The sequence below is a fragment of the Funiculus sociatus GB2-C1 genome, from assembly GCF_039962115.1.
Taxonomy (GTDB): domain Bacteria; phylum Cyanobacteriota; class Cyanobacteriia; order Cyanobacteriales; family FACHB-T130; genus Funiculus; species Funiculus sociatus.
Map to the genome: position 1 here is coordinate 87989 of NZ_JAMPKJ010000013.1, position 26167 is coordinate 114155.

The 26167-nt window shown below is 42.8% G+C and carries 15 protein-coding genes and 1 pseudogene; 7 read left to right on the forward strand and 9 right to left on the reverse strand.

All coding sequences use genetic code 11. The features are described 5' to 3' along the window. The first annotated feature begins 166 nt into the window (after window positions 1–166). Both NDI42_RS09120 and NDI42_RS09125 read left to right on the forward strand, forming a co-directional pair. A complete protein-coding gene (locus NDI42_RS09120; RefSeq protein ID WP_313931420.1) occupies window positions 167–1849 on the forward strand; it encodes a sensor histidine kinase in 1683 nt (560 codons plus the stop codon). Window positions 1850–1998: 149 nt separating this feature from the next. Beyond that, the gene (locus tag NDI42_RS09125) at window positions 1999–3495 is read left to right on the forward strand and encodes a beta-barrel domain-containing protein (protein ID WP_190457776.1); all 1497 of its coding nucleotides are present in this window, start codon (window positions 1999–2001) and stop codon (window positions 3493–3495) included. Window positions 3496–3613: 118 nt separating this feature from the next. Here the strand turns inward: NDI42_RS09125 and NDI42_RS09130 are convergent, their stop codons facing one another. From NDI42_RS09130 to NDI42_RS09155, 6 genes are all read right to left on the reverse strand, one after another. Further along, window positions 3614–6007 carry a beta strand repeat-containing protein gene (locus tag NDI42_RS09130; protein ID WP_190457778.1) on the reverse strand — a complete coding sequence of 798 codons (2394 nt, stop codon included), beginning with the start codon at window positions 6005–6007 and terminating at the stop codon, window positions 3614–3616. 623 nt (window positions 6008–6630) lie between these two features. Next, window positions 6631–9048, reverse strand: a complete 2418-nt coding sequence (locus NDI42_RS09135) for a pre-peptidase C-terminal domain-containing protein (protein WP_190457780.1) — start codon at window positions 9046–9048, stop codon at window positions 6631–6633. A gap of 626 nt (window positions 9049–9674) precedes the next feature. Next, window positions 9675–9881, reverse strand: a complete 207-nt coding sequence (locus NDI42_RS09140) for a hypothetical protein (RefSeq protein WP_190422664.1) — start codon at window positions 9879–9881, stop codon at window positions 9675–9677. Window positions 9882–10249: 368 nt separating this feature from the next. Next, a complete protein-coding gene (locus NDI42_RS09145; RefSeq protein ID WP_190457782.1) occupies window positions 10250–15637 on the reverse strand; it encodes an AAA family ATPase in 5388 nt (1795 codons plus the stop codon). Between the two features lie 245 nt (window positions 15638–15882). Continuing rightward, window positions 15883–18006 carry a carotenoid oxygenase family protein gene (locus tag NDI42_RS09150; RefSeq protein ID WP_190457784.1) on the reverse strand — a complete coding sequence of 708 codons (2124 nt, stop codon included), beginning with the start codon at window positions 18004–18006 and terminating at the stop codon, window positions 15883–15885. Window positions 18007–18105: 99 nt separating this feature from the next. Continuing rightward, complete coding sequence (locus NDI42_RS09155) at window positions 18106–20415, reverse strand: carotenoid oxygenase family protein (RefSeq protein ID WP_190457786.1); 2310 nt, start codon at window positions 20413–20415, stop codon at window positions 18106–18108. Between the two features lie 302 nt (window positions 20416–20717). Between NDI42_RS09155 and serS the strand changes: the two genes are divergently transcribed. The 4 genes from serS to rpsN all read left to right on the forward strand — a co-directional run bounded on the left by serS (window position 20718) and on the right by rpsN (window position 24300). Beyond that, complete coding sequence (serS, locus tag NDI42_RS09160) at window positions 20718–21995, forward strand: serine--tRNA ligase (RefSeq protein WP_190457811.1); 1278 nt, start codon at window positions 20718–20720, stop codon at window positions 21993–21995. A gap of 103 nt (window positions 21996–22098) precedes the next feature. After that, window positions 22099–23190 carry an RIP metalloprotease RseP gene (gene rseP, locus NDI42_RS09165; protein ID WP_190457788.1) on the forward strand — a complete coding sequence of 364 codons (1092 nt, stop codon included), beginning with the start codon at window positions 22099–22101 and terminating at the stop codon, window positions 23188–23190. After that, complete coding sequence (gene nth / locus NDI42_RS09170) at window positions 23187–23924, forward strand: endonuclease III (protein ID WP_190457790.1); 738 nt, start codon at window positions 23187–23189, stop codon at window positions 23922–23924. The genes rseP and nth overlap by 4 nt, the downstream gene beginning before the upstream one ends. 73 nt (window positions 23925–23997) lie before the next feature. Beyond that, complete coding sequence (rpsN, locus tag NDI42_RS09175) at window positions 23998–24300, forward strand: 30S ribosomal protein S14 (RefSeq protein ID WP_190457791.1); 303 nt, start codon at window positions 23998–24000, stop codon at window positions 24298–24300. A 56-nt stretch (window positions 24301–24356) separates the two neighbouring features. Here rpsN and NDI42_RS09180 read toward each other — a convergent pair whose 3' ends face one another. Further along, entirely contained in the window at window positions 24357–24686 is a 330-nt protein-coding gene (locus NDI42_RS09180) for a DUF8822 family protein (RefSeq protein WP_190422645.1), read from the reverse strand. Between the two features lie 138 nt (window positions 24687–24824). Here NDI42_RS09180 and aat point away from each other — a divergent pair, with 138 nt between their 5' ends. Then, the gene (aat, locus tag NDI42_RS09185) at window positions 24825–25400 is read left to right on the forward strand and encodes a leucyl/phenylalanyl-tRNA--protein transferase (protein WP_190457793.1); all 576 of its coding nucleotides are present in this window, start codon (window positions 24825–24827) and stop codon (window positions 25398–25400) included. A gap of 146 nt (window positions 25401–25546) precedes the next feature. On the opposite strand, the pseudogene NDI42_RS09190 reads toward aat, so the two are convergent. Both NDI42_RS09190 and NDI42_RS09195 read right to left on the reverse strand, forming a co-directional pair. Next, window positions 25547–25771 (reverse strand): annotated as a pseudogene (locus tag NDI42_RS09190) (IS630 family transposase); the annotation flags it as partial. Window positions 25772–25786: 15 nt separating this feature from the next. Continuing rightward, on the reverse strand, window positions 25787–26167 hold a 381-nt coding region (locus NDI42_RS09195), incomplete at its 5' end, for an ISAs1 family transposase (RefSeq protein WP_190457795.1).

Consider the following 26167-nt stretch of genomic DNA (forward strand, 5'->3'; position numbering starts at 1 on the left):
CTTTCACAGGAAAATTTGGAAGGCTATGTTTTCGCTGTTGCATCTAAATTTACATAACAAAAGGAACATTTCAAAATTGTCCTTAAACTGGATAACAGCCAAGCTCCAACGGTTGAGTATAGCCAAAAAAATTGGTTACGGCTATTCATTGGCTATTGGGATAGCAGTGCTTGGAACAACTATTGGGCTAGTCACTGGAGACTATTACCAAAAACAGGCTCAGACACAGATGAGGATTGCCAATAGGCAAAAACATCTCCTGAGTGATTTAGAAAATGCTGTTAATGCGGTACATTCACATCCTCAACGGCTGGTCATCATTCTGGGAGAGTCAATCTGGTTTGACTATGAAACGGCTAAATTTTTGGGTGATGTTAATCGGGTTAAGAAACTCATCTCTGATTTTGAATTTTTCATAGAAACTCATCCTCGTAACTTAGTCAGAGACACCACAAATCTAAAGGATTTATTACAGGGGTATGAAACGAACACAGAGGCTTACGCTGGGCTGATGCAGTCTCTGTGGCAGCAAATCGATCCCCCTAACTTAACACCAGAAAATATTCCAGCAGCACAGCAACGGTTGTTAACTTTTATTAGAGGAAAATCAGCAACTGATATCACTGTTAAGTTTGACCGCCTTTCTGAAAGTTTATCCCAATTCAAAGTAAGTGCTGAATTTCAACAGGCACAAGCAAATCAAAGGGTTGAAGAAGCAGAAACATTAAGGCTGCAAATTATTGCTGTAAGTATGCTGTTGTCAGTTGCAATGGCAGTGGCTCTAGCGCTGATTACCAGTCGTGCGATCGCTCGTCCCATCGAAAGTTTGACTCAAGTTGCCAAGCGAGTCACCCAGGAAGCAAATTTTGAGCTGCAAGCAACTGTTAAAACGGAGGATGAAGTGGGGTCGTTAGCAATTTCTCTCAATCAGTTGGTTCAATGGGTCGGAGAGTATACCCATGAGCTAGAGTTAGCTCGTCAGACGCTGGAGCAGCGAGTAGAGGAACGGACTCAGGAACTTACACAAGCACTCCAATACCTCAAAAGCACCCAAACACATCTAATTCAAGCCGAAAAAATGTCCAGTTTGGGGCAGATGGTAGCGGGGGTGGCTCACGAAATTAACAACCCGATCAACTTCATTTACGGCAACCTGGGTTACGCTAACGATTACACTCAACAATTGCTTGAATTAGTAGAACTCTATCAGCAACATTACCCCAATCCAACTCCTGAAATTAAAGACAAAATTGAAATGATTGAGTTGGAATTCCTTGCTGAAGATTTGCCAAAACTACTGTCCTCAATGAGGATGGGAGTTGACCGGATTCGGCAAATTGTAGTGTCTTTGCGTAACTTCTCTCGCCTTGATGAATCTGAGATGAAATCAGTCGATATCCATGAAGGAATTAATAGTACATTATTGATATTAAATAATCGGCTCAAGCACGAGATTCAAGTAATAAATAAATATGGGGATTTGCCCCTAATTGAGTGCTATCCAGCACAACTAAATCAAGTATTTATGAATATTATTAGCAATGCAATCGATGCGCTGCTAGAAGAGTCTACCCAAGCTAGCAAGCAAATTATAATTCAGACGCAAAGAATAGATTTTTCTCACATTCAGGTAGGAATTAGAGACAATGGTATGGGGATTCCACCAGAAATTAGAGAAAAGCTGTTCGATCCATTCTTCACAACAAAGCCAGTAGGTAAAGGCACAGGCTTAGGGCTGTCTATTTCCTACCAAATTATTGAAAAGCATAAAGGTAAGATAGATGTGATTTCAGCGATTGGGCAGGGAACGGAGTTTGCAGTCACTCTGCCTATCCAGAATAAGGGCTAACTGAATATGCAAATTATATTCGCCCTTTTTACAAAATCGGGATGCTATGCTAACTATAGGAATAATGAAGGTATCAGTGAATTCAAGTAAGTAACACGCTCAATAGTTACACAAAAGATTTAATTGAGCAACTAAAATATCGAATTATTATGCAAACACGTCTTACTTCTTCCCCAGCGCAAGCTCGTCAAACAAGAGGCCAACTTGCCTCACCAGAGGATTCTTTATCTTACGAATTGGGTAAGGCGGTGCAAGAATTACCGCCACTGTATACGCGATTGTTGGCAGGAACTATTAGCTTATTAGTGTTGGGTTCAATTGCTTGGGCGCATTTTAGCGAAGTGGATGAAGTAGCTGTGGCTCCCGGTGAATTGATAGCATCGACACAGGTAAGGCCAGTGCGATCGCTTGGTGGCGGCATTATTAAATCTGTCAAAGTAAAAGAAGGCGATCGCGTTAAAAAAGGTGATGTCTTGGTGGAACGCGATCCAGGCTTACCGCAAGCCGAAGTTGACCGCCTAGCCAAATCTTCCGAGTTAATTCAGCAAGACTTGCAGCGTCTGGAAGCCGAACGATCAGGAGCCGGAAGTGGTGGAAATTCTCTGCAAGAGCAGCTTTTAACATCTCGCTTAAAAGACTTTGAATCGCAAAAAGCGGCGGCTCAAGCCGAAGCGAATCGGCAAATTGCGGTAATGAATGAAGCCAAAGTTCGCCTCACCCGTCTGCAAGAAAACCTGATCAACGCCAGAACCAACCTCGCCAATGCCGAAACCAATCTAGTCAACGCCAAAAGCCTGCTTCCGAAAACAGAAGCAAACTTAGCGATCGCTCAAAAACGAGAAGAGGCTTTTAAAAGTCTGTTAACTCCGGGTGCTGTACCTCGACTCGATTACATTGATGCACAAGACCGAGTAATTAGAGCGCAAGCTGATGTCACTAGGACAAAAGATGCGATTACCAACGCTGAAGACAAAGTAACTGAAGCTCAAGATAAAGTAGGCTCAATAGAAAAAGATATTGACGCTCAAGGTCAACAAATTCGCCAAGCCGAACAAGCCTATCAAAGCGCTCGCAATCAAGCTGAACGTTTGGGGTCAGAACGCCAGAGTGAAATCCTCACTCAATTCAACAGGCGACGTGAAGAACTAACAACAGTTGCAGGTCAACTGGAGCAGGCGAAAAAGCAACGAGAAGTAGAAAATATCCTCGCTCCCTTTGAAGCTACAGTTTACAGCGTCAAAGCAACCAAAGGGCCAGTGCAACCAGGAGAAGAGTTATTATCTCTACTACCAGCAGAGGAAGAACTTTTGGTAGAAGTCAAAGTTCTCAACCGCGATATCGGCTTTATCCGTAAGGATATGAAAGCAAAAGTAAAACTAGCAACTTTCCCCTTTCAAGAATTTGGCACGATTAATGGTGAGGTAGTTCAAATTAGTCCTAATGCAATTGTTGATAAAGAGTTAGGCTTAGTTTTTCCCACCAGAATTAAACTGCAAAAACACACAGTTATGGTGCGGGGTCAAAAAGTAGAATTTACTCCGGGGATGGCAGCAACGGGAGAAATCGTAACTCGGAAAAAATCGATTCTCACCTTCATAATGGAGCCAGTAACTCGTCGATTTACCGAAGCATTTTCGGTCAGGTAATTATACTAAATTATGTTCATTTCGTTACTAGGCGAGAGCCTAGTAACGAATAAAAACAAAATTTCCTCTTGCTCCCCTCTTTGCCGGCAAAGAGGGGTTGCTCTGGTGAGTCCAGAATTTAAGCCAACAAACTCAAGTTGTAGAAACTACTAGCATTGTTGAAAGAATTCACCCGCACGTAATAAGTTCCTGCTCCCAAGAATGTGTTAATTGAATCTGCCACAGTGCCGACCTGACTTGAACTGGAAATCAGTAGCCCATTGATATTGTAAAGTTGCAAATTAGCATCAGCACTCAAGCCATTTAACGACAAACCAAAACTGCGACCTTCTGCTAAGTCAAAGCGGAAGTAATCGTTAACATCTGCACCGCTCACCCACTCACCCAAAGTGCGACTTCCATTTAGCTGACCGATGTTGCGAGCAGTGGCAAAAGTGCTACCAGCAAAATCGGGAATTGTTGCAGACGCAGTTAGGTTATAGAAGCCGCCGCCGCTGCCTTGGTAAACTCGCACGTAGTAAGCACCAGGAGCTAAATTATTAAAGTTAATTGTTTCCGCACTGGTTCCTGTCAAGAAGGAGTTTGCCACTACTTGACCATTGATGTTGAGTAGTTGCAAATTAGCATCAGCACTCAAACCATCTAGTCTCAAACTCAGGTTGCTGTTGGGGCCAACGTTGAATCTGTAGTAGTCGTTGGTGTCAGAAGTATTTATGGCATCTTGGAAAGTACGAGTACCGTTGAGAGGGCCCATGTCACGAGCTGTAGTTAAGGCGTTGCCAGCAAAGTCGGGTGGGGTGGCGGATACACTCAGGTTGTAGTTAGTGTTGCCGCTAAACTGGTAAACCCGAATGTAGTATGTACCAGGCGCTAAATTACTTGTATTGATACTTTCCGCCAGGGCGCCGTCATTAACTGAAGATAGTAATACTTGATTAGCGCTATTGATTAGCTGCACATCAGCGTCTGCACTCAAGCCATTTAATGTGATGTTGAGATTGCTACTTGGGTCAACTGTAAAACGATAGTAGTCATTTGTATCAAGGCTATTAACAGCATCTCGGAAGACTTGTTGAGTATTGCTGAGGGTGCCAATGTCGCGTGCAGTCGCTAGCGTGTTACCAGCATTATCTAGAGTTGTAAATTGTGTAGAAGACAAACTCAAGTTGTAGTAAGTGCTGGCGTTGTTGAAGGAATTAACCCGCACGTAGTAGGTTCCGAATCCCAAGAATGTATTAATTGATTCAGCAGTAGTCCCGACCTGAGCAGAAGTAGCAATAACTTGCCCAATACTGTTGTAGAGTTGCACATCTGCATCGGCACTCAAGCCATTTAGCGACAAACTAAAATTGCCGCCAGCATTCAAGTTGAAGCGGTAGTAGTCGTTGGGGTCAGCACTGTTCACAAAGTCGCTGAAAGTTCTACTTCCATTGAGCGAACCTATGTTTCGAGCTGTCGTAAAAGTATTACCCACAAAGTCGGGTACTGTTGCTGACAGGCTTAAGTTATAGAAGCTGTTGCCGCTGCCTTGGTAAACTCTTACGTAGTAAGCACCAGCGGTTAAATTATTAAAGTTAATTGTTTCGGCAGCGGTTCCTGCCAGGAAGGAGTTTGCCACTACTTGACCATTGATGTTGAGTAGTTGCAAATTAGCATCAGCACTCAAACCATCTAGTCTTAAACTTAGGTTGCTGTTCGGGCCAACGTTGAATCTGTAGTAATCGTTGGTGTCAGAAGTATTTATGGCATCTTGGACAGTCCGGGTGCCGTTGAGTGCGCCTAGGTTGCGAGCTGTAGTTAAAGTGTTGCCAGCAAAGTCGGGTGGGGTGGCGGCTACGGTTAGGTTGTAGTTGGTGTTACCGCTGAACTGGGAGACTCGAATGTAGTATGTACCGGGTGCTAAATTACTTGTATTGATTTGTTCGATACCAGTGCCTTCCTGGTTGGAAAACGCTACCAATTTACCGTTACTTCTGAGCAGTTCCACGTCGGCATCTGCGCTCAAACCATCTAGTCTGATGCTGAGGCTGCTAGTCGGGTCAACTGTGAAACGGTAGTAGTCATTGGTATCAAGACTTGTAACTGAATCTCGCAATACTTGTTGAGTATTACTGATAGTACCAATATCACGCGCGGTAGCGATCGCGTTGCCGGCATAATCCACCAGTGCGGCGGATACATTCAGGTTGTAGTTAGTGCTAGCACTGTTGAAGGGAAAAACCCGGATGTAGTAGGTGCCTGAATTTAAGGTCGCATTGATTGCTTCAGCGGTTACGCCTACATTAGCAGAACTCTGTATAGTCTGACCGCTGCTGTTGAGCAGCTGTACATCTGCATCTGCACTCAATCCGTTAACAGAGAGGCTGAAGCTGCTGCGACCCGTAAGACTGAAGCGATAGTAATCATTCGGGTCTAGAGAACTAACATGGTCTGTAAATGTTTGGCTATTTGGCGTGATATTTAAACCTCTAGCTGTACCTAGTGTGTTTCCCGCTAAATCTACTGCTGGCATATGTTCACCCTGTACTACGTGTACTTACGTAATTGCTCCACAGCAGGGGTGGTAATGGTTCCAGAAACCATCCGGACATTTTGCGTAATTTTACAAAAACTTTATATATAATTTATACAAACTTTATAACAGCAATAAGTAAGGGAATCGCGCTGTTTGGTTATGAACTAGCGATCGTGCATTTTGGGAAGCAAAAAGCGCGATCGCCAGTTGCTCACACTGGTAGCAAATTGACTCCAGCTAGGAGATAAAGCGTTTCTTAAAGCGGTTAAATTAATTGCTAATAAAGTTCCTTGGCTTCTATAGCACTCCTAAATGATTAGTGAAGGCGAGATACCCGACTTCTTTAAGAAGTCGGGTATCTGAAGGGCTGGCACCTCACAACTCACATAGGATTGCTATGAGACGTTTGTAAGTACCTGCATTTAGATTGGTGTTAATCGCTTCTGTAGTGCTGCCAAAATTGTACAAACTTTAAACTTTAACGCGATCGCTATCAAATAGCTGCACGTCGGCATCTGCACTTAAGTCGTTGAGAAGCAAACTCTTTCTAAAGCTCCAACTCCCTACCATTGAGACTTGTTTGAATTCTGTGTATGCTTGCCATAGTTTTGAAGAATCACTTAACTAACTGCTATTAATTCACTCAAATTTGAAGAGTCAAGTGTTTGAAGTGCTATAGCAGTAGCTGAGCAGGTTTGACAAGTACAACGTAAAGTAGCAGCTAATATGTCTGATGATACGGAAGTAGATGTTGCTGAGGAAACACCGGGGGTTGATCCGAGTGCTGTTCTCCCTGTATTGCTACCGATAGTATCAGGAATTGCTGGAGCGGCTGCTACTTCCCAAGTTCCGGAAGAAGTGTAAGTGTAATAACTATCTGCAATCGCAAACTTCATAGAACCACTAGATCCAAAGTAATCTTTGATAGTTATCGAACCGAAAGAATCTAGTTGTATATTTAGATCGGTATTGATGATTGAAGAAGTTAGATTTGAGAAGTTGTAACTAGATAAGTTGAGGACATCTAGAGAATCTGTAGATTCAAAGATATCGTCTCCAGTGTTAATGCCAAAGACATAGCCCAAGAAGGAGTTTGCCGCACTGTTAGCGATGATGTAATCGTTACTGGTTGAGTTGATCAAGTTTTCAATAGTTGCGCCGTATGCGATCGCAGTCCCAAATCTAGAGGTAGTATAGTTTTCTTGCGTACTCCGATCCTCATACGTTGTGCTGTTGTAGGCTGCTTGTGTTGTCAGCATCCCATTCTCCCGCATATCGAAGCGGTAGCCCGAATCAAGAGATGCCAAATCCGAGAAGTCCAAAGTGTCTATACCGCCACTGTCCCACAAAGTTTGCTTCAATTGGTTAGTGGAGCTACCCGACAACAGACTGTCGTTGCTGTAACCATAAACAGTATTAAAAGAATAAAGGTTGTTGCCTGAATTGTAATTTTTTGCACCATAGAGATATTGCAGCGCTCGAATGTCATAAGCCATTGGTGTCACTGCATTACTACCAACATTGTTATAGCTCATTATTGTGTTGGTATTGTTATCTTCCCCTGGTGACAAAAACGGCCCATCTCCTGACCCCGAACCGTCGTAGTTACCTGGATGTTTCAGTCCCAAAGCGTGCAATGTTTCGTGAATTAGTGTTTCGTATCCGTAAGTGCCAGGTTCGCTGGAAAAGCTGTTGACAGAACTGTTCTCATAGTTTCGGCTCAGATGTACGTCACCTGCTATTTCATAATTCCCTGGATAATAAGCATAGGCGTAGGCTGGTTCATTGGAGAACATATAGCGGATAGTTCCATAGCTAGTGGCGCTATCTGCAACCTCGACAAAATCAACGTTAATAAATGACTCAATTGATGTCAAAACTGAGCGGATATTGGCTTTAACAGTTTCGCTCAGTTCAAAGACAGTTTCATTTCCGTAATAAGAATTAGCAGCAGCACTACTAAGGAAGCTGTAGGTGATGGCTCCCCCAGTCGAGCTAGTGTCCCAATAGCTATCAGCCTCATTCAAGAGGGCATTAATGGCGATATTATCTGTTGGAGAATAAGTTCTAGCAGTAAGAGAATTAGAAGGGGCTATTGCAAGCTGAAAACTGTGAGAGTCGTAAAACTCACCTTGGTTGGCGTTATTTGCCTCGTTTGCCTCGGTGATATTACCCTCCGCATCCACAATCATGCCGAGGTAGTACGTCCCCGTACTGCTCCAGAAGGCATCGCTGGCTCCCGGTAAATTCAGGTTGTTCGTTAAGGTGTCTGTGCTGCTGTTACCGGAGAGAGAGCTAATCCATTGAGAACCGAGGCGGCGATCGCTTGTCGTAATGTTGCTATCCTGTGACAGGTAGAAGTCTACCCAGAATCCCTCGGCATTCCCACTTGTAGTGTTTTGAATTTCATACTCAACATTGAAGCTGTTACCTGGAGTCAGGGAACTCTGCATCACGTTGAAGTTCGCGCCTGATAGGTCAGCCAACTCTGGGAGGCTGTTAGTAGACAAACTCAGGTTATAGTTGGTATCGCCAGAAGATTGCTTGACTTGGACGTAGTAAACCCCAGCCGCTAAGTTGGAGAGGTTAATCGATTCTGCTAAGGTGCCACCATTTTCTGAACTTGCTATAATCTCACCAGGATCGAGCGCACGATTAGAGTTGGCATCCCGAATCAGATACACATCGACATTGGCACTCAGTCCATCAAGTGCCAAGTTGAGATCCTTGGGAGTAGTTAATCTGAAGCGATAGAAATCTTCCGGGTCGCTGTCACCCACAAAATCCTTAAAAGCGCGATCGCTCAGCGAGCCCACCCTAAAAGCTGTCCTCAAAGTATTACCAGGATCGGGTACAACACTGGCTGCACTAGAAGAACTACTGCTAGAAAATTGAATGTTCTTTCCAGCTAGGTTAAATAGTCTTGATGATGTTACTGACAATAACTCTGAAGAAAGATTTACTTGTAAAGCGTCATACCCAGCTAACGTTTCCCTTAGTAAGCTACCGTTTTCTAGCAGTTTTCTTTGTCTGAACATTTTCTTGCTTATTCTAAATTTGAACTACAAAGTCAGTGATTTTTACAGTTATTTAAAACTTAGACATCATAAGATATCCTCCCTACCATGAGGTGAAGATAAAAATCAATATCGACAAAGTAGATGCAAATTTATTGGGCAATTTTCCCGGACAGCGCAAAATTAGATACCTTTGGCAGAAGTGTAGCTTATTGAGCTTAATTATACATAAGACCTACTGAAGTATCTTCCCTGATAACTTGCATCTGACCCAGAGACGCTTTACTCGTTTCTTGCTGTAATTTACACAAATGTCAGCTATTGAAGCTGAACGTCGGTATATCTACAGGGGATATATTTTAAATTACTCAGAAAAAGCCATTAAAACAAGGGTTTTATTTAAAGTTCATAAAATCTTTACAGTAAACAGTAAAAATACCGATAACCCACACCAAATGGGCAAAAAGGAAGACCCCCTTTGCTGTATGGGTTAAAACCAGAGACAACAATCGTCTAATGTATGACGAATAGCTGGATGCGATCGCGCCCGTCGGTGGGGCTAGGGAAGAAGGATGCTATGGGATACCCAAAAATAAAACTTACTTTCCCGCGCTCGGATTAAACTAAAAAAGACTCAATCGAGTAACTTACGGAATCATAAAAGCAACAGCTTCAGGATTTGATTGAACAACTTGCTCACTTTGCCCAAACTGTTGATAACGAATCCGAGCGATCGCGTCCTGACCGCGCCGATAAATTCGCGATGGATATTGTAGGCGATACTCTAAAACTTTCCAGTGAGCCAAAATGGCAACCTCAACAGGGACAGCAATTTGGTATTTTTGGGTTAACAAAAGCTTCGGTGAACCTGCTTAAATTTTCAAATAAAAAAATAACTTTATCTGAAAAAAGGTATTAATACCTCTTTCTCTGTATAAGCTCTACCAAACTCCGCAGGAAGTAACTGAACAAATGTTTTTGGTTGCCCATTTATTTGAAGCTCTTTAACCCCTCAATAGCCATTGCAAAGCCTAGCAGCTAGTTATCCGTAGAAAAGAAAAATAGAGCAAGAACAACCTGTTGCGAGTGCATCCTTACCTTATCTAACTGAAGTGGTTTTTTGTTTTTCTTGGGGCGGCCAGAAGCAGTGCTGTCGTTAGGAGCGGGCCAAAAAGTCTTACCATATTAATATGGAAAATGCGCCTACCCCAACAATAGCTGCTTACTTCTCATCCAAAGCTTCACTCCCATCCCACCCCGCCGGAACGCCAGATGTCTGATACTTCTGGCAGCGTTTCACGTATAGCTTCGCCGCTTTGTCTTGGTGGTTTTTTTGTAGAACTTCCTTGAAGATTTGCTCTGCTTGTGCAAACTTTTGTTGGTAATAGAGAATAATGCCTTGTTCAAAATCGGTTCGAGTTTGCGTTTTGAGGTTGCGGATAGATTCTGGTTCGCCAGAGAAAACTTCAAATACAGCAACCGGAGCCTGTTTTCCTTTAACTCGAACGCGGTCAAGAAAACGATAGCTGTACTTTGAAAGTTCATCCAGTTGATACAGAGCTTGTTCACTAATTGCGATACCCACGCCATACAGTTTCGTTAAACCTTCCATCCGAGAGGCGAGATTTACTGCATCAGAAATCACGGTGCTTTCCATCCGTTCCGACTCGCCAACAGTACCCAGCATCAAACTACCTGTATGCAAACCAATGCCAATGGAGATGGGGACTTCTGCTCTTTGTTGCCGTTCTTCATTCCAGAGTGCAACCTTTTTTTGCATAGCGATCGCTGCTAGAACTGCATCCTCAGATGTCTGGGGAAACAGTGCCATTACGGCATCACCAATATACTTATCAATAAAACCATTGTGCTGACGGATGACTGGGCCAACTCGGCTCAAGTAAGAGTTGATAAAATTAAAGTTTTCCTTGGGTGACATCCCCTCGGAGATAGTTGTGAACGAGCGAATGTCAGAAAACAAAATTGTCATTTCTTTAAACACCTGATCGCCTAACTGCACATCTAGGATGCTTTCTTTTTCTAAAAAACGCAGGAACTCATGAGGAACAAAGCGCTCGTAGGCAATATTTAAGGCTGATAAGTTTGTATAAAGACTAGCATTTTCAATAGAAATAGCGGCTTGGGAAGATAGGAGGTTTAACACTTCCAACCGCTCTGAAGTAAAAGCTCCCTCTGTTAAATTATTTTCTAAGTAAAGAATACCAATTAATTTTCCCTGATTTATCAAGGGCATACAAAGAATAGATTTTGGTTTATTTTCAACAATGTATCGCTCGTTAATAAATTTTCCTTGCCGAACCGCATCCTTTAAAACCAAATTATCCTGAGTCCTAGCTACATAATTAACAATTCCTACTGAAAGTTTGCTACTGTTTTCGACTGGAAGTGATTGCAGCAGTATCACCTCATCTTTATTGACTGCACCTTCTGCTTGAATCAGGAGGTTATCTTTATTTTTTAGAATTAAAAAACCTTTTTCAGCTCCGGCATTTTCAATTACAATTTTCATTAATTTAGCCAGCAACTTATCCAGAATGATTTCACCAGAAAGGGCTTGCGAAGCTTTTACAACTGTATTTAAGTCTAGAACTCCTGCATCCTCACTAGAGGTAGCAATAGAATAAGTTGTAGAGGTATCTTTAATTCCTGTCGCTCTATAAAGTAAATTAGGATAATTAGTATTTAACTCTTTTACCTTGCCTGCTGCCCCCCATTTAGTATAACCATAACGAGCTTCCATTAGATAGGCTTTGGCAATAATATCAAACCCTTTATCAAAGTAAAATTTAGCAGCTAATTCATTAGCGATCGCTTGATTTTGAATATAATCATTTTCTTTAGCGGATTTGATAGCTTGCTCGTATAACTCCATCGCCTCTTGGGTTTTGCCGGAAATACGAGCCATTTCAGCAGCAATGAGCAAGTATTTATGTAAAAAATTCTCTGGGCAATTATCAGCCCAAACTTTCATTTGTTTTTGATTTTTCGTTAGCGTTTTCCAATACTCTTTTTTTTCCCCCTCATTAGCCGTACTATAAAGAGCAGCCAGAGTTAGAGAATAATAGAAGTAATGCTCCGCAACTTGCATTAAACCTGATACAACTGGCAGAGTTTTTTCTGAATCTAATGCCATCTTCAAAGCATTGGAGTAATCCTCAAAGATGTATAATGTTGCGAGTTTTACAAAATAATACCAATTGAGAGGAATTGCCAATCCAGCATAAGCCCTTAGTTGATCCAAATGTTTTTCTTCATCATAAAATTCATTACTGAAACTACATTTATCTTTGGTTAAGCCTTTCAAACATAAGCTTAACTGTTGCGTCACCAAAAAAAAGTTTGGTGTATATATTTCTCCAACTTGATTAGCATAATCGAGAGACTTTTGATTTTCGATATAAAGATTATCTAGATAATCTCCGGTAATAAAACTTCTCATACTGAGAACATTGTTGGTATAACAAGCCCAAACTATGTCCCCTGATTCAATCCCTGCTTGGTAAGCAGTTTTTAAATGAATAATGCCTATTTTTGAATGCTTAGTCCAATGATTAACAAAGCCACCAAACAAAAAATTTACTTTACATTTCAATTCGCTGCTATTAAATTTTTCTATAATATTTAAAGAAAGTTTACCAAACTCATAGCGAGATTGAAAATCTCCTAACCTTTCACCTAAAAACCTACTTAAACCCAAATAACCCATAGCAGAATTTGCTGCATTTCCATACCTCAATGATAGAGAAGCCTGCTTCAAATAAAACAGGTCAGATAAATCCATGTTTGTATAATATAAAGCAGGTATTACGTGCGAAATTAAATTAATAGTTGCTAACATATTCAGATCAGTCATATCCGGCCTATGAATTAAATCTTTAATGCTAGTATCGCCGATACTTGACCGAATCTCTTGAATTTCTAGTTTTAATGCTTTCTTAATTTCTCTGGGTTTCTCTGGGACATTCCAACCCAGCAACTTTAAAGCTTGCTTACCTAATTCAACGACTTCTGAAAACTTGCCTAAAGTTGTATATGAAATAATTTGAATGCCGTAAACTTCTACTTTTTCTAGATTTGTCTTGGCATTTTGCAACAAAATGTTAAATAGATTATCAGCTTGCTCAAAGTTTTTACAAAGGTATTCGCATTCAGAACGCTCCTTGTACAAATCGAAAGTTAGCTGATAATCGCTTTCCCAGCTATCTGTTGCTAAAAGCTTCATACCAGTTGTTAAATATCTTAACGCTGGTTCATATGCAATCGAAGCCTTGGCTTTTTTTCCAGCCGTTAAATTCAATTCAGCAAGTTTATGTCTGGCTTCTTGGTTAACAATTAGCTCGCTTCCAAAGTTTAGCTGATTGACAATATCGAATATTTTTGATTCCCGTTCCTCTAAACTAGTATTACCTAAAAGCAGTTGACCAATTTTTAAGTGAAAGTCTTTTTTATTTTCTTCAGGAATCAGGGAATAGGCAGCTTGCTGAACGCGATCGTGTAAAAATTTATAAGAAACTAATGTATCAGTGGAAACTAAGTAATTATTGGCTTCCTGTGCATCAAAATCTAGGAATATTTTGTAATTATTATCGAGGGGTAAAACTAACTCTTCCCGAATTGCTTCCCAGAAATCAATAGCTGTTGCTGCTGGAGAGTTCTCATAAACAAATGATAAAACTTTTAAATCAAACTTATTACCAATACAAGCCGCTAACTTAAGTATTTGCTGTGCGTTATCGGAAAGCTTTTGAATTTTCCCAGCCATCAATTCAACGACATTATCTGTTATGCCAACTTTTTTAATTTCCTCTAAATTCCACTGCCACACAGCTTGATCCCCCTTATTAAGGACGGATTGAGAGGGGACAAAGTTCAATAGCTTTTCTTCGTAGAGAGATTTTAAAAACTGGTTGACAAAGAAGGGATTGCCATTAGTTTTACGAATTACTAACTCTGCTAGAGGTTTTGACTCGACTTCATCACAGCTAAGAGTCTCGCTAATTAATTGGTTGGTATGACCTAAATCCAAAGGTTTTAGGTTGATATGATTGACAATAGCATTGGCAGAATTAATCTCATCTAATGTCATCATTAAAAGATGAGAGGCATTCACTTCATTATCTCGATATGCCCCAATTAAAAATAAGTATCGGCTATCTCTCGCCGTCATTAGCAATTGAATTAGATTGAGGGATGCCGAATCAGCCCATTGTAAATCATCAAGAAATACAACTAGGGGATGTTCTTTTTTGGCGAATACTCCAATAAATTGTTGAAAAACTATGTTGAAGCGATTTTGCGATTCTGTTGGCCCTAGTTGGGCAACAGGCGGCTGTTGTCCAACAATTAGTTCTACTTCCGGAATAACATCAACAATCACTTGACTGTTGGCACCAAGGTCATTTAAAAGTTTTTCTCGCCAGGCTGCTATTTTTTCTTGACTTTCAGTTAAAATTTGACTAATTAATGACTGAAAAGCCTGAATTAAGGAAGCATAAGGAATATTTCGTTGAAATTGGTCAAATTTCCCGGAAATAAAATACCCTCTTTGTTGGACAATGGGTTTGTGAATTTCATTGATTAAAGCTGATTTACCAATACCTGAAAATCCTGAAACTAGCATCATCTCGGTTAAGCCTTGGCTTACCCGCTCAAAAGCCGCCAGCAGGATGGTTATTTCTTGTTCCCGACCATAGAGTTTTTGCGGAATCTCAAATTTATTGGAGAAATCCTGCTTACCAGGTATGAAATTTTCAATCTTCCCGGTAGTTTGCAGTTGCGTCAGACAAACTTCTAAATCAAACTTTAGACCGTAGGAACTTTGATATCTGGCTTCTGCTGTTTTAGATAACAATTTCATGACTATATTAGAAATAGCCAGGGGAATCTCCGGATTTAGATGGCTCGGCGGAACTGGCTGTTTAGCAATATGACAATGGACTAATTCCATCGGGTCTGTTGATTGAAAAGGCAACGCCCCAGTTAAAATTTGATAAAAAGTTACGCCTAATGAATAGAAGTCAGTCCGATAATCGATTGCTCGGTTCATTCGGCCAGTCTGCTCTGGCGACATATAGGGTAAACTCCCTTCCAGAACATTAGGATTTCTAATTTCTTGGGGTTCTCTGGAAAGAAGTGAAGAAATACCAAAGTCTATTATTTTTACTTGTCCTGTATGAGGATTTACCAATATATTTTGAGGCTTTATATCTTTGTGTATAATATGATTTTGATGCAGTTTTCCCAGCCATTGAGAAATTTGAATGGCTATTTTAAGGAGTTCTAGCAAGTTCATTTTTGACGAATTTATCGCTTTCTCGAGCGATTCACCGCCAAAATCTTCTAGAACTAATACGCAAGTGTTGTTATAGTTTTCTAGGTTGTAAGGTTTAACAATACCGGATAAATCTAAATTCTTTACGATTTCGTATTGATGTTTGAATTTGGCAATATCGTTAAGGTCTGGATATTCTTGATTAAGAATTTTAATAACAACCTTCTGTCTATCGAGTTCTCTAAAAGCACGATAAACTAATGATTTTGTGCCTTCGTGAAGGACTTCAATAATTTTATAGCCTGGTATTTTTAGCATTTTAAATTCCTCAGCTAGTCAATACTATAAATAAATGCTCCCTAATGATAAACCTTTTGTTGTTGATGATGACTTGAATGATGCTAAGGTAGTGATGCCTTGAACCTTAATTTATAGCTGTGCTGCTAGTTTAATAATCTGTTAGGACAGCTTTTCAAGCATCGTTTGTGCTATTGGTTCAATTCTTGAATAAAAGCTTTTTTCCACTATATAACAATATAGTGGAAAAAATTCTTAAAAATATCTCATGTATTTCTTGACTCTCTATCAAAGTATGGATATACTTCTTGACTAAATATCCCCTGAATTTCTGGAGATTTATGGTTCACCAGCTCCTCGTAATCTTGACGTACAGGGACTTTGTAATTAGCAGTGCGGGGTGTAATTTTTGGCAACCATGTTGTATGTATTGTATAACCAAAGTTTAGTGAAGGATGACTCAGTTTGCACAAAGGACCCGGTGCCAAGCTTTGAGCATTGAAAATCCAAATCTCTTTACCGTGTTGGGAGACAACGGTACACACAATGTAACCGTCCGTTGAATCCTTGTTACTATTAGCACTTGGGACAAATTGCGGTGAATTCATGATGTGGCTGTCCCAATGTTTTTGGTCTTTGGAGACAAGAGGAAATTCATAGGAGTCCGCGATCGCCATCTTTTTTGTATCCAGCCTAAACAAGCAAGAGGGTCTGCCTTTGCCAGAGTCTGGAATATCCAGAAGTTGCTCCAGCGGTATTACCCGATACTTATAGTTTTTGTACAAATCAAAGATGAACTCAGTCAGCAATTCCTGCCAAAAGCCAAAAGACTGCCAATAGATGTTCTCAATCTTATCGGTTGACGTTCCGGAAGATTGGGTGTCGCGGTACGTGTAGAGTGATAGCCCCCAAGTACGTTTAGTATCAAATAGAACCTTTGACTCCAGAATTTCTGCTTTTTCAGCATCAATTACATAGCGTCCTAGACGACCGATATCCATTGCCCCAACTGATAGCATTCCTTCCAGATGAGGCGATGCAGGCTTGCCATCGTAGGTGGAATCATAACGCCGCACCCATTCCGAGACATCAGTAGCGCATTCGTGGGCGACATGAAGGGTAATTTGCCCATTGGGGTTGTCGTAGTCTACTAGAAAATGGGCAGCTTCCAGGGGAAGTACCACCTTGTGAGCAACAACTTCAACTTCTTTGTCATTATAATATGATGGATGTTGTCCGGCTTTCAGGCGATCGCGTCGCACAATATATATACTCGTGTCCGGAAGTTGCGATCGCGTCAGCAACTTTCTCAACAGTCTTTCTGCCTGCTTACTCCCTGAAATCGGGTTATTCAAAATCTGTTCCATGCCAAATTTCAGGCAAGTATCCATCAGCACCACATAATCCCGACTCACCGCTATCTGGTGCATAGTTTGCTCAATTCGGACAGGTTTACCATCCGGCAAAACCAGCTTCCAGCGTTCAAACTCACCAACCCCATTCCAGCGAATTAAATAGACAAAATCCGCAATTCCGAATAGTTTCTCCAGCCAGCCTTGCAAAAATTGCCATATGCCCTGAGAAAATTGGGAGAATGAATCGAAGATTTTTTTGACAAAATCTTGTTCATCAAAAAAGGAAGCGATCGCTTCCAGAAGTTCCTCCACTTCTTGCGGAAGTTTTTCCAATTCGTAAACCAACCCAATAGTTTCTAAAAAATTCGCTAACGACCTACCATAATTAACAGTAAACATCTCTTCAGTGCGGGCATCAAAACAAGGATGCGCCGTACTCAAAACAGGTTGAAAGGGAATATTCAGCTGCATCCCCGGACACCACTCTTTATTTGTCCCAACTGCCGTTACTACCTCAAGCGTCTCCAAGTCAATCTCATAGGGACGACCCCCATCAAAAGTCACCAGCAAACGCTCATTTTCCTCACCAGAGAATTTCATCGGCAGAAATGCGGTATTTAACTGATCCCGCATTCCCAGATGCAGAGAAAACCGCGCCATGCCATAATCGCGAAACTGATACTTGTCATAGCGGCTTCCAGGTCGAGTTGCTTTATCAGCGTAATAGCAAGGTGACTTAGCAATCCGTGTCTTCAACCACACTTCGCCAGGCTTGTGAAAATCTAGCCGATAAATCATGCCATTGCCATTCCAAACATGGGTGCCGTCTGGATTTGGCAAACCCCCGGAATTGACAGAACCCACGGGTGCCACGATAAATACATGACCGTGGAGATCGTGCGGTAATTTTCCCTCAACCACCTGCAACGCCACATCCGTGAGTTCGCTAGCACTTGCCGTCATCATCCCCTCTGGGAAGGGAGGCAAACCGCCTGGGTTAATTGCTTCAGCCTGATTTTGATTGGGTTCGTTCATATCGCGCCAAAACTCGCTATTTATAGAATTCCCAATCAACCATCAAATTGACCAGACGGCGGATCGGCATCCCAATTGTACTAACTCTACATTCCTACTTTAGACAGATGCGGAATTATTTTCAAATTCGGGGTAAATTTTCTCCTGAAACAGCTTCTCAATAAGCGGAGATTTCGTATCCTGCACCCGCTGATGATAATCTTCACACACCGAAATGTTGTACCTAGATGAGCGGTTGCCAATATTTTGCAACCAAGTTGTGTGTACAGTCATACCGATGTTTAATTGGGGATGGCTCAATTTACATAAAGGCCCTTGTCCTCCACGATTTAAGTCAGCAGCGTCGAAAATCCAAATTTCGCTTTTGGCATCGCCGGAATTAACAACGCACACAATATAACCGTCCGTTGAACCACCGTCACCATTACGGCGGGGTACAAACTGCGCCGAGTTTCCGAAGTAGCCGGTTGGAAATTTGTAAGTGTCGCATATTTTCATCTGCTTAGTATCTACACGGCATAAATTAACAGGTATGCCTTGTTTAGTAACTTCCCGCACCTTCTCTATCGACACCTCGCGATATTGATAGTCTTTATACGTGTCGAAGGCATACTGTGATAGCAGTTCTTTCCAGCATCCCCAAGAGTTCCAGTAAATATTTTCAAACTGCGCTGTCGGCACAGTACCGCTGTAAGCATAAATCGCTGTTGCCCAAGTGTAATCAAAGTTTGTGAGCAGAGATGACTCAACTAGCTTGCCACTTTCTCCATCAATTACATAACGTCCGAGATGGTTAATATCCATGCCACCAATCGACATTCCATAAGGCAAATTATCAGTGCTGCTGACAACAGATTGGTCATATTTGCGAATCCATTCAGACGGGTCCCAAGCTGTATTATGTGCTAAGTGCAGCGTAATTTGGTTGTTAGGATTTTCATAATCTGCCAAAAAGTGGGCTGCACCTCGCGGAATTACCACTTTCTTTGCCTTAACAGCCGAGTTTTGGGTATCGAGGTCAGAACGGCGCACAATATATATAGTGGTGTCAGGCGTTTCTGGATAGTCAAGATATTTTCTCAGCAGATTTTCTATTTGCGGATGCTTTGGCAAAGGACTCGTCAGCAGTTGCTCTGGGCCTAGTTTGAAAACTGTGTCCATCAGCACTACATAATCTTGAGTGACTGCTATTTGGTGCATACTTTGCTTAATTTTCACCGGAGTAGTGCTTTTTCCCTCATCTAGCACAACTTCCCATTTCTGCAATTCACTTTCACCATCCCAGCAAATTAAGTAGACAAAATCCTCCATCTTTCTTGCTGCTGGCAGCAGGATTTGTGCTAGCTTTACAAGGTTGAGTATTTCCAGGCAAAGTTCGTGAAAATTCTCAATTCCTTTCTCTAGCTCATATTTGAGAACTTGAATTAATTCATTCCAGATGTTTTCAAATCTTTGGGGAACATCCTTTTCTAGTAACAGAAGTTGCAGCAGTTCTCGAAAAATCTCAACAAACTCTTCTATCTCTTTCTCTAATTGTTGGTTTAAAAGGAGTTTCAGCACTAGTTTACAAAAATCATGAAAGATTTCTTCTCCCAACGGCAGCTTTGATTTCGTCTCCACAAGCAGTTGAGTAGGTTGGGAAACTTTCGTCAGTCGGTCTTCTACAGCTTTCAAAAAATCTTCAAATTCTTGCAAAGGTTTTTCTATATCGTTAAAGAGTAGGGGAGATAAGGCAGTAGCAATTGACTTACCATAATTAACGGCGAATAGCTTTTGCGTGTTGGTGTCGAAGAAAGGGTGAGCGGCGGTTGTAACAATTCCAAAGGGAAGCGGTAGTTCAATTTGTTCGCGCCACTCTGAATTTTTGCCTACAGGCGTAACAACTTCCAGAGTTTTGGGATCAATTTCATAGGGTCTTCCAGCATCCCAAGTAATTAACAAACGCTCATTTTGTCCGGGAAATTGCATGGGTAAGAATGCTGTATTTACCTCATTGCGAAAGCCGAGTGATGTTGACAACCGAGCCAGACCGTGATTATTAAACCTAAGCTCCTCATATTCCGTTCCAGGTACGCTGGCTTTGTCAGCATAAAAGCATGGTGTTTTCGCAATTCTTGTGGTCAACCGCACTTTTCTCTCTTCTTGAACTTTGTCAAAGTCGAGGCGGTAAATCATAGCATCGCCATTGAACAGTGGCGTACCGTCGCTGGATGGGTGGATTTGAAAAGTGCCGGGAACAGGTTTGCTGTCAACAGAACCCGCTGGCCCAATAATGAAGGCGTAGCCGTACAGTTCTGGTAGCTCTCCTTCAATTGTCAGTTCCAGGTAACTCAACTCTTCCCGGCTGACTGTGAGAACTGATTTTGGGAAGGGTGCGGACAGAGATTCCGGTGTGTAATTATTGGTCATTGCTTTAGTTTTAAGTTGCTTCGTTTATATAGTTCCCAAATCAACCATCAAATCACCTACCTCTTTTTGAGGCGTGGAGAACTCGGTTGGTTTGCAAAATCCAAAATTACTATCGCAGGTATAGCGAAGAAAGGGCATATGCTAGAACAAAAGCGACATAGGCAAAGAGTTAGCCCAGCAGAGCAGCCGCTACACTAACTCCATCGGAAATTTTTTGGCTGCCGCAAAATCTAAAATCGATATAAGCTGTTCTGCAAACAGGATATCCTGATGTATTGGCAGCAACAGCTAGGGAAGAAGCAGTGCTAGACCTTAAGCAGATACGGGAAAATCCACAAGACGTTCAAGAGCGACTGAATCATAAAGGCGCTCATCATGACATAAAGCCGATTTTGCAGCTAGACCAGCAGCAACGGGAACTCGAAGCGAAGCGAAGTCAGCTGCAAGCGCGGGGTAACGAAATTGGTAAATTAGTCGGACAAAAAATTAAATCTGGCAGTGACCCCAATGGCGCAGAAATTCAAACGCTGCGGGAAGAAGGCAACTCTGTCAAAACTCAGATTGCCGAACTAGAACCGCAAGAAAGAGAGCTGAAAGCCATAATAGAAGAACTTTTGTTAGCTCTCCCTAACTTACCCAGTCAGTCCACACCTATTGGTAAAAGTGAAGAAGAGAATGTAGAAGTACGCCGCTGGGGTGATGAATATATGCCCCCAAACTCTAATATTCTGCCTCATGAAGAAATTGGCGAGAAACTGGGGATTCTCAACTTTGAGCGTGCTGTCAAAGTCGCTAAAAGCCGATTTGTAACTTTAATCGGTGCTGGTGCGGCGCTGGAAAGAGCTTTGATTAGCTTTATGCTCGACCGACAAATCGCAGCAGGCTATGTGGAAGTTATTCCACCATTTCTCATCAACAGCGAATCCCTCAAAGCCACAGGTCAGCTGCCCAAATTTGCTGAAGAAAGCTTCAAATGCGACCAAGATGATTTGTGGCTGGCACCCACAGCTGAAGTACCAGTGACGAATCTCTATCGGGATGAAATCTTGGAAGCATCCCAGCTACCCATTTATCACTGTGCTTATACTCCCTGTTTTCGTCGGGAAGCTGGTAGCTATGGGAGAGACACGCGGGGGTTAATTCGACTGCACCAGTTTAATAAAGTTGAGTTGGTGAAATTCGTCCATCCTGATACTTCACCAGCAGAGCATGAATCGCTCGTAAGGGACGCGGAGGCTATTTTGCAGGCGTTGCAGTTGCCTTATCGGGTGATAGAGTTATGCACTGGCGACCTGAGTTTTAGTGCGGCGAAGTGCTACGACTTGGAGGTGTGGTTGCCTTCTGCTGGAAAATACCGCGAGATTTCCAGCTGCTCGAATTTTGAGGATTTTCAGGCGCGACGCGGCAGTATCCGCTTTAGAGAAACTGGGAAGAAGGGAACCCAGTTTGTCCACACCCTAAATGGTTCAGGTTTGGCGATAGGGCGGACAATGGCGGCGATTCTGGAGAACTATCAACAACCGGATGGAATCAGGATACCGCAAGTGCTGCAACCTTATCTGGGACGTGAGGTTCTGTGAAGAGAGGCAGGAGTTATGAGTTATTAATTTCTTACTCCTGACTCCTAGCTTTTGCAGCACCGTAGAATGAAGAAGTATGTAGTTAAGTTGAATAAATATAAGTATGCCAGTTTTCGCGGCGATCGCAGTCTTAGCGCTTTTGATAGTGGTACACGAGCTGGGTCATTTTATGGCAGCTCGTCTTCAGGGAATTCACGTTAATCGCTTCTCTCTGGGTTTTGGGCCGATTTTGTGGAAATACCAGGGAACGGAAACCGAGTATGCCGTCCGCGCTTTTCCTCTAGGCGGTTTTGTTGGTTTCCCCGATGATGACCCCGACAGCAATATTCCCCCCGAAGACCCTAATCTGCTACGCAACCGCCCCATCCTCGATAGAGCGATTGTCATCAGTGCTGGTGTTATCGCCAACTTAGTTTTTGCCTACTTGCTCCTTGTGACTCAACTCGGCTTTGTGGGCATTCCAGACTTTAACTACAAGCCTGGGGTTGTGGTTACTCCAGTGGCCTCAGATGTTACTTTGGCTGCACTCCAGGCTGGCATCAAAGCCGGAGATGTGGTTCTGTTGGCAGATGGTCAACCACTCAAAGCATCTAGGGAAGCTATCCCGACGCTGATGAAAGTGATTCAAGACCATCCCAACCAGCCCATCCCGCTGAGTATCGAACGTCAGGGTCAAAATATATCTTTGACTGTGACACCAGAACCAGGCGCAGATGGAAAAGGTCGCATTGGTGTCAAACTGGCTCCTAACGGTACACCACTCCGTCGGCACTTGGATAATCCTGTGGACATTTTCACGACAGCTGCCACAGAATTTCAACGAATCGTGAGTTTAACAGTTCAGGGTTTTGGGCTGCTAATCAGTAACTTTGGCGAAACAGCTAATCAGGTCGCAGGCCCGGTTAAGATTGTGGAACTTGGGGCAAATATTGCCAAGTCAGATGCAGCAAATCTGTTTCAGTTTGCTGCCCTCATCAGCATTAACCTGGCTATCATCAACATTTTGCCTTTACCCGCCCTGGATGGCGGTCAGCTGGCTTTCTTGTTGATTGAAGGCTTAAGGGGTAAGCCTTTGCCTACAAAAATCCAAGACGGCATTATGCAAACCGGATTGATGCTGCTATTGGGTTTAGGTATTTTCTTGATTGTGCGAGACACTTTTAACTTGGAGTCGGTACAAAGATTATTTCAGTGAGCATTACTCATAAATCGTCAAGCCAGCAGCAGCGGGCTTTGGAGATTCTAATTCGCCTGAAGCGACTGTATCCAGTTGCCCCCTGTACGCTGAACTACAAAACGCCAGTGCAGCTTTTGGTAGCAACTATTCTCTCGGCGCAGTGTACGGATGAGCGGGTAAATCAGGTGACACCAGCGTTATTTGCTCGGTTTCCTGATGCGATCGCTTTGGCAAACGCTGATATTATCGAGTTGGAAAATTTGATCCGTTCCACTGGTTTTTATCGCAACAAGGCGAAAAATATTCAAGGGGCAAGCCGCTTAATTGTGGAAAAATTTGGCGGCGAGGTGCCACAACGAATGGAATTGTTGCTGGAATTGCCAGGGGTGGCGCGTAAAACGGCTAATGTGGTTCTAGCTCATGCCTACGGTATTAATCAGGGCGTGACGGTGGATACTCATGTGAAACGTCTCTCGCACCGCTTGGGTTTGACAGAACATACAGACCCGATTCGCATAGAGCGGGATTTGATGAGAATATTACCTCACTGTGAAGAATGGGAAAACTGGTCAATTCGTTTGGTTTACCACGGTCGGGCAATTTGTAAGGCTCGGAATCCTGAATGCGATGCTTGCGTTCTTGCCGATTTGTGTCCTTCTGCCAATGTGTCCCAGTCAAATTCTGACCAGGTAAGCATAGTCACGGTTCCTCTTGCCATCCCTGAAGAACCCCTGCCTAACCCTCCCCGTTAACGGGGAGTGAACAAATTATTGATGTTTAGAATATAATGGAGAATGGTGTCTAAATCTGCGGAAGAATTGATTCATGGCTAAAAAGAGCATGATTGAGCGGGAGAAAAAGCGCGAGCGGCTGGTAGAAAAGTATGCCGATAAGCGTGCAGCGTTGCAGGAAGATTTTGATAATGCAACCACCCAACAACAAAAGCTGGCAATTCATCGCCAAATCCAGCAATTGCCTCGCAACAGTGCGCCCACCAGACTGCGGAACCGCTGCTGGGTAACTGGTCGTCCTAGAGGTGTTTATCGGGATTTCGGCCTGTCTCGGAACGTCATGCGGGAATGGGCGCACCAAGGCCTGTTACCTGGTGTGGTTAAGTCTAGCTGGTAGTCCTTAGTCCTTAGTCCTTAGTTGATTGTGTTTGACCAAGGACTAATGACTATTAACTATTGACCACAACAGCGGTCAATGCCAAGGCTGTCTAAAAGTAAGTCGCTGACAGCATTAGCGATCGCAAACTCGCTGTAGAAACTCTTAGAAAAGTCAAACGCCTGCATTTCTGTCAGGATAGCAATAACTAACGAACCCAGATCGTTTTCGCCTTCCATCCGTTGACGGACATAGATTTGGGACGCTCGGCGGGCTATTTCCTGATTGACAGGCTCTGGGATAAATTCTTGGTCAAGCCAAGTATGTAAAGATTTTTGCAGCCATTCACCTTCCTGTTGGGCATTTTCGGCTGGTGGTAGTGTGATGGGTGGAATTGGTTCAGGCATTTGCTCTATCAATTTTTGCGTATCAGCTTTTAAATTTCATCTGCCAATTTCACGATTTTAAAAGTGAAGGCAGTATTTTAAATATTAAGGTTGCACGCTGCTGTTTCGGGATATCTACAACCCTGTCGGGCTAAGTGCATGGAATTTGATATTTCCAACATTATCCAGGGGTATGCTCAAGGCTACTTTCTGATGGCGGATGACGATGATAACTTGGGGTGGTACTCCAGCCGTCAGCGGACGATGATACCCCTAGATGACCGATTCCGCTACCCAACCTCACTTAGGCGCGTCCTCAACCAGGAACGCTTCACTGTCGCTGTCAACCGGGATTTTCAAGCGGTTGTTGCTGGGTGTGCGGACAGGGAAACCACCTGGATTTCGCCTGAGTTAAAGAAGATTTACTGGAAATTATATCAAGCTGGTTGGGCTTATAGTTTTGAAACTTGGCAGGGAGATGAGTTGGCGGGGGGAATTTTAGGAATTGTCATCGGCGGTGCTTTTATTGGCGAGTCGATGTTTTTCCGAATTCCGGAGGGGTCGAAGGTGGCGATGGTCAAGTTGCAAGAAAGATTGCGATCGCGCCAGTTTGTTTTTTTTGATGCTCAAATGATGAATCCCCACTTGGAACGTTTTGGTGCTTATATAATTGACGATACAGATTATCAAATTTTGTTGCAGGAAGCGTTACAACGTCAGTGTTTTCTGATATAGCAATTCTTCAACGAACCGCCCAGACGCGACCGAGCGCAGAAGAAGAGAATTTCATCAAAAGTTCTGCCAAAGCCACCTTGCCCAATTTGTTTGATGGCTCGATAACGATCTTGTAGCAGTAGGTTTGCACCGCAACTAGTAGACTGTCAAGATAAAAATGATGGGTAAAGACGCTTGAGCTTAATACGAGCATCAGCAGTAGTAAATTGCCAATTAATCTTAAGAGATTCTCGATTTCGTTGTTCTTCCCAAGCAGCAATCTCTCGCTGCAAAGACTCCTTATCCGGAATGCGACGGTCGAGGCATTGGCCAGATAAAACACTCAATTCAATTTCAGCCATATTCAACCAACTACCATGTTTAGCAGGGTAAGCGCACCTCAAACGCTATTTACAGATAGGGTCTAGGTTTTCAATGGGATCGGGTAGTGCAGCTGCTAATACCGTTAGCATATAGGTATCATCCATAGCAGCCTGCTTTGACTTCTGCCGTAGACTGCGCTTGCCGGTCGCTTCTCGATTGAGGGCATTGACAGCAAAACGGCGCTTTAGCGCGAGGTTGTGGGGGGCATGGAGAGAACGGACACGGCAACCATCCTCGGCAAACGTGACATCCAGCGTCCAATGTAAAGAATTTTCAATGCCCCAGTGTTGCCGAATCGCCGCAGCAATTCTGGAACTCTGAGGTGGTAAACTGCTTAGGTAAAATTGAATTTCGTGAGTGGTTTTATTCCATAAATGACGGGTGCGTTCAACCACCACAATCGT

What these genes read in the sequence shown, in the direction of transcription:
- NDI42_RS09145 (WP_190457782.1), bottom strand. Translation starts at nt 15,637, where the DNA reads ATGCTAAAAATACCAGGCTATAAAATTATTGAAGTCCTTCACGAAGGC.
- aat (WP_190457793.1), top strand. Translation starts at nt 24,825, where the DNA reads ATGGAATTTGATATTTCCAACATTATCCAGGGGTATGCTCAAGGCTAC.
- rpsN (WP_190457791.1), top strand. Translation starts at nt 23,998, where the DNA reads ATGGCTAAAAAGAGCATGATTGAGCGGGAGAAAAAGCGCGAGCGGCTG.
- NDI42_RS09155 (WP_190457786.1), bottom strand. Translation starts at nt 20,415, where the DNA reads ATGACCAATAATTACACACCGGAATCTCTGTCCGCACCCTTCCCAAAA.
- NDI42_RS09130 (WP_190457778.1), bottom strand. Translation starts at nt 6,007, where the DNA reads ATGCCAGCAGTAGATTTAGCGGGAAACACACTAGGTACAGCTAGAGGT.
- NDI42_RS09125 (WP_190457776.1), top strand. Translation starts at nt 1,999, where the DNA reads ATGCAAACACGTCTTACTTCTTCCCCAGCGCAAGCTCGTCAAACAAGA.
- NDI42_RS09150 (WP_190457784.1), bottom strand. Translation starts at nt 18,006, where the DNA reads ATGAACGAACCCAATCAAAATCAGGCTGAAGCAATTAACCCAGGCGGT.
- rseP (WP_190457788.1), top strand. Translation starts at nt 22,099, where the DNA reads ATGCCAGTTTTCGCGGCGATCGCAGTCTTAGCGCTTTTGATAGTGGTA.
- NDI42_RS09135 (WP_190457780.1), bottom strand. Translation starts at nt 9,048, where the DNA reads ATGTTCAGACAAAGAAAACTGCTAGAAAACGGTAGCTTACTAAGGGAA.
- NDI42_RS09180 (WP_190422645.1), bottom strand. Translation starts at nt 24,686, where the DNA reads ATGCCTGAACCAATTCCACCCATCACACTACCACCAGCCGAAAATGCC.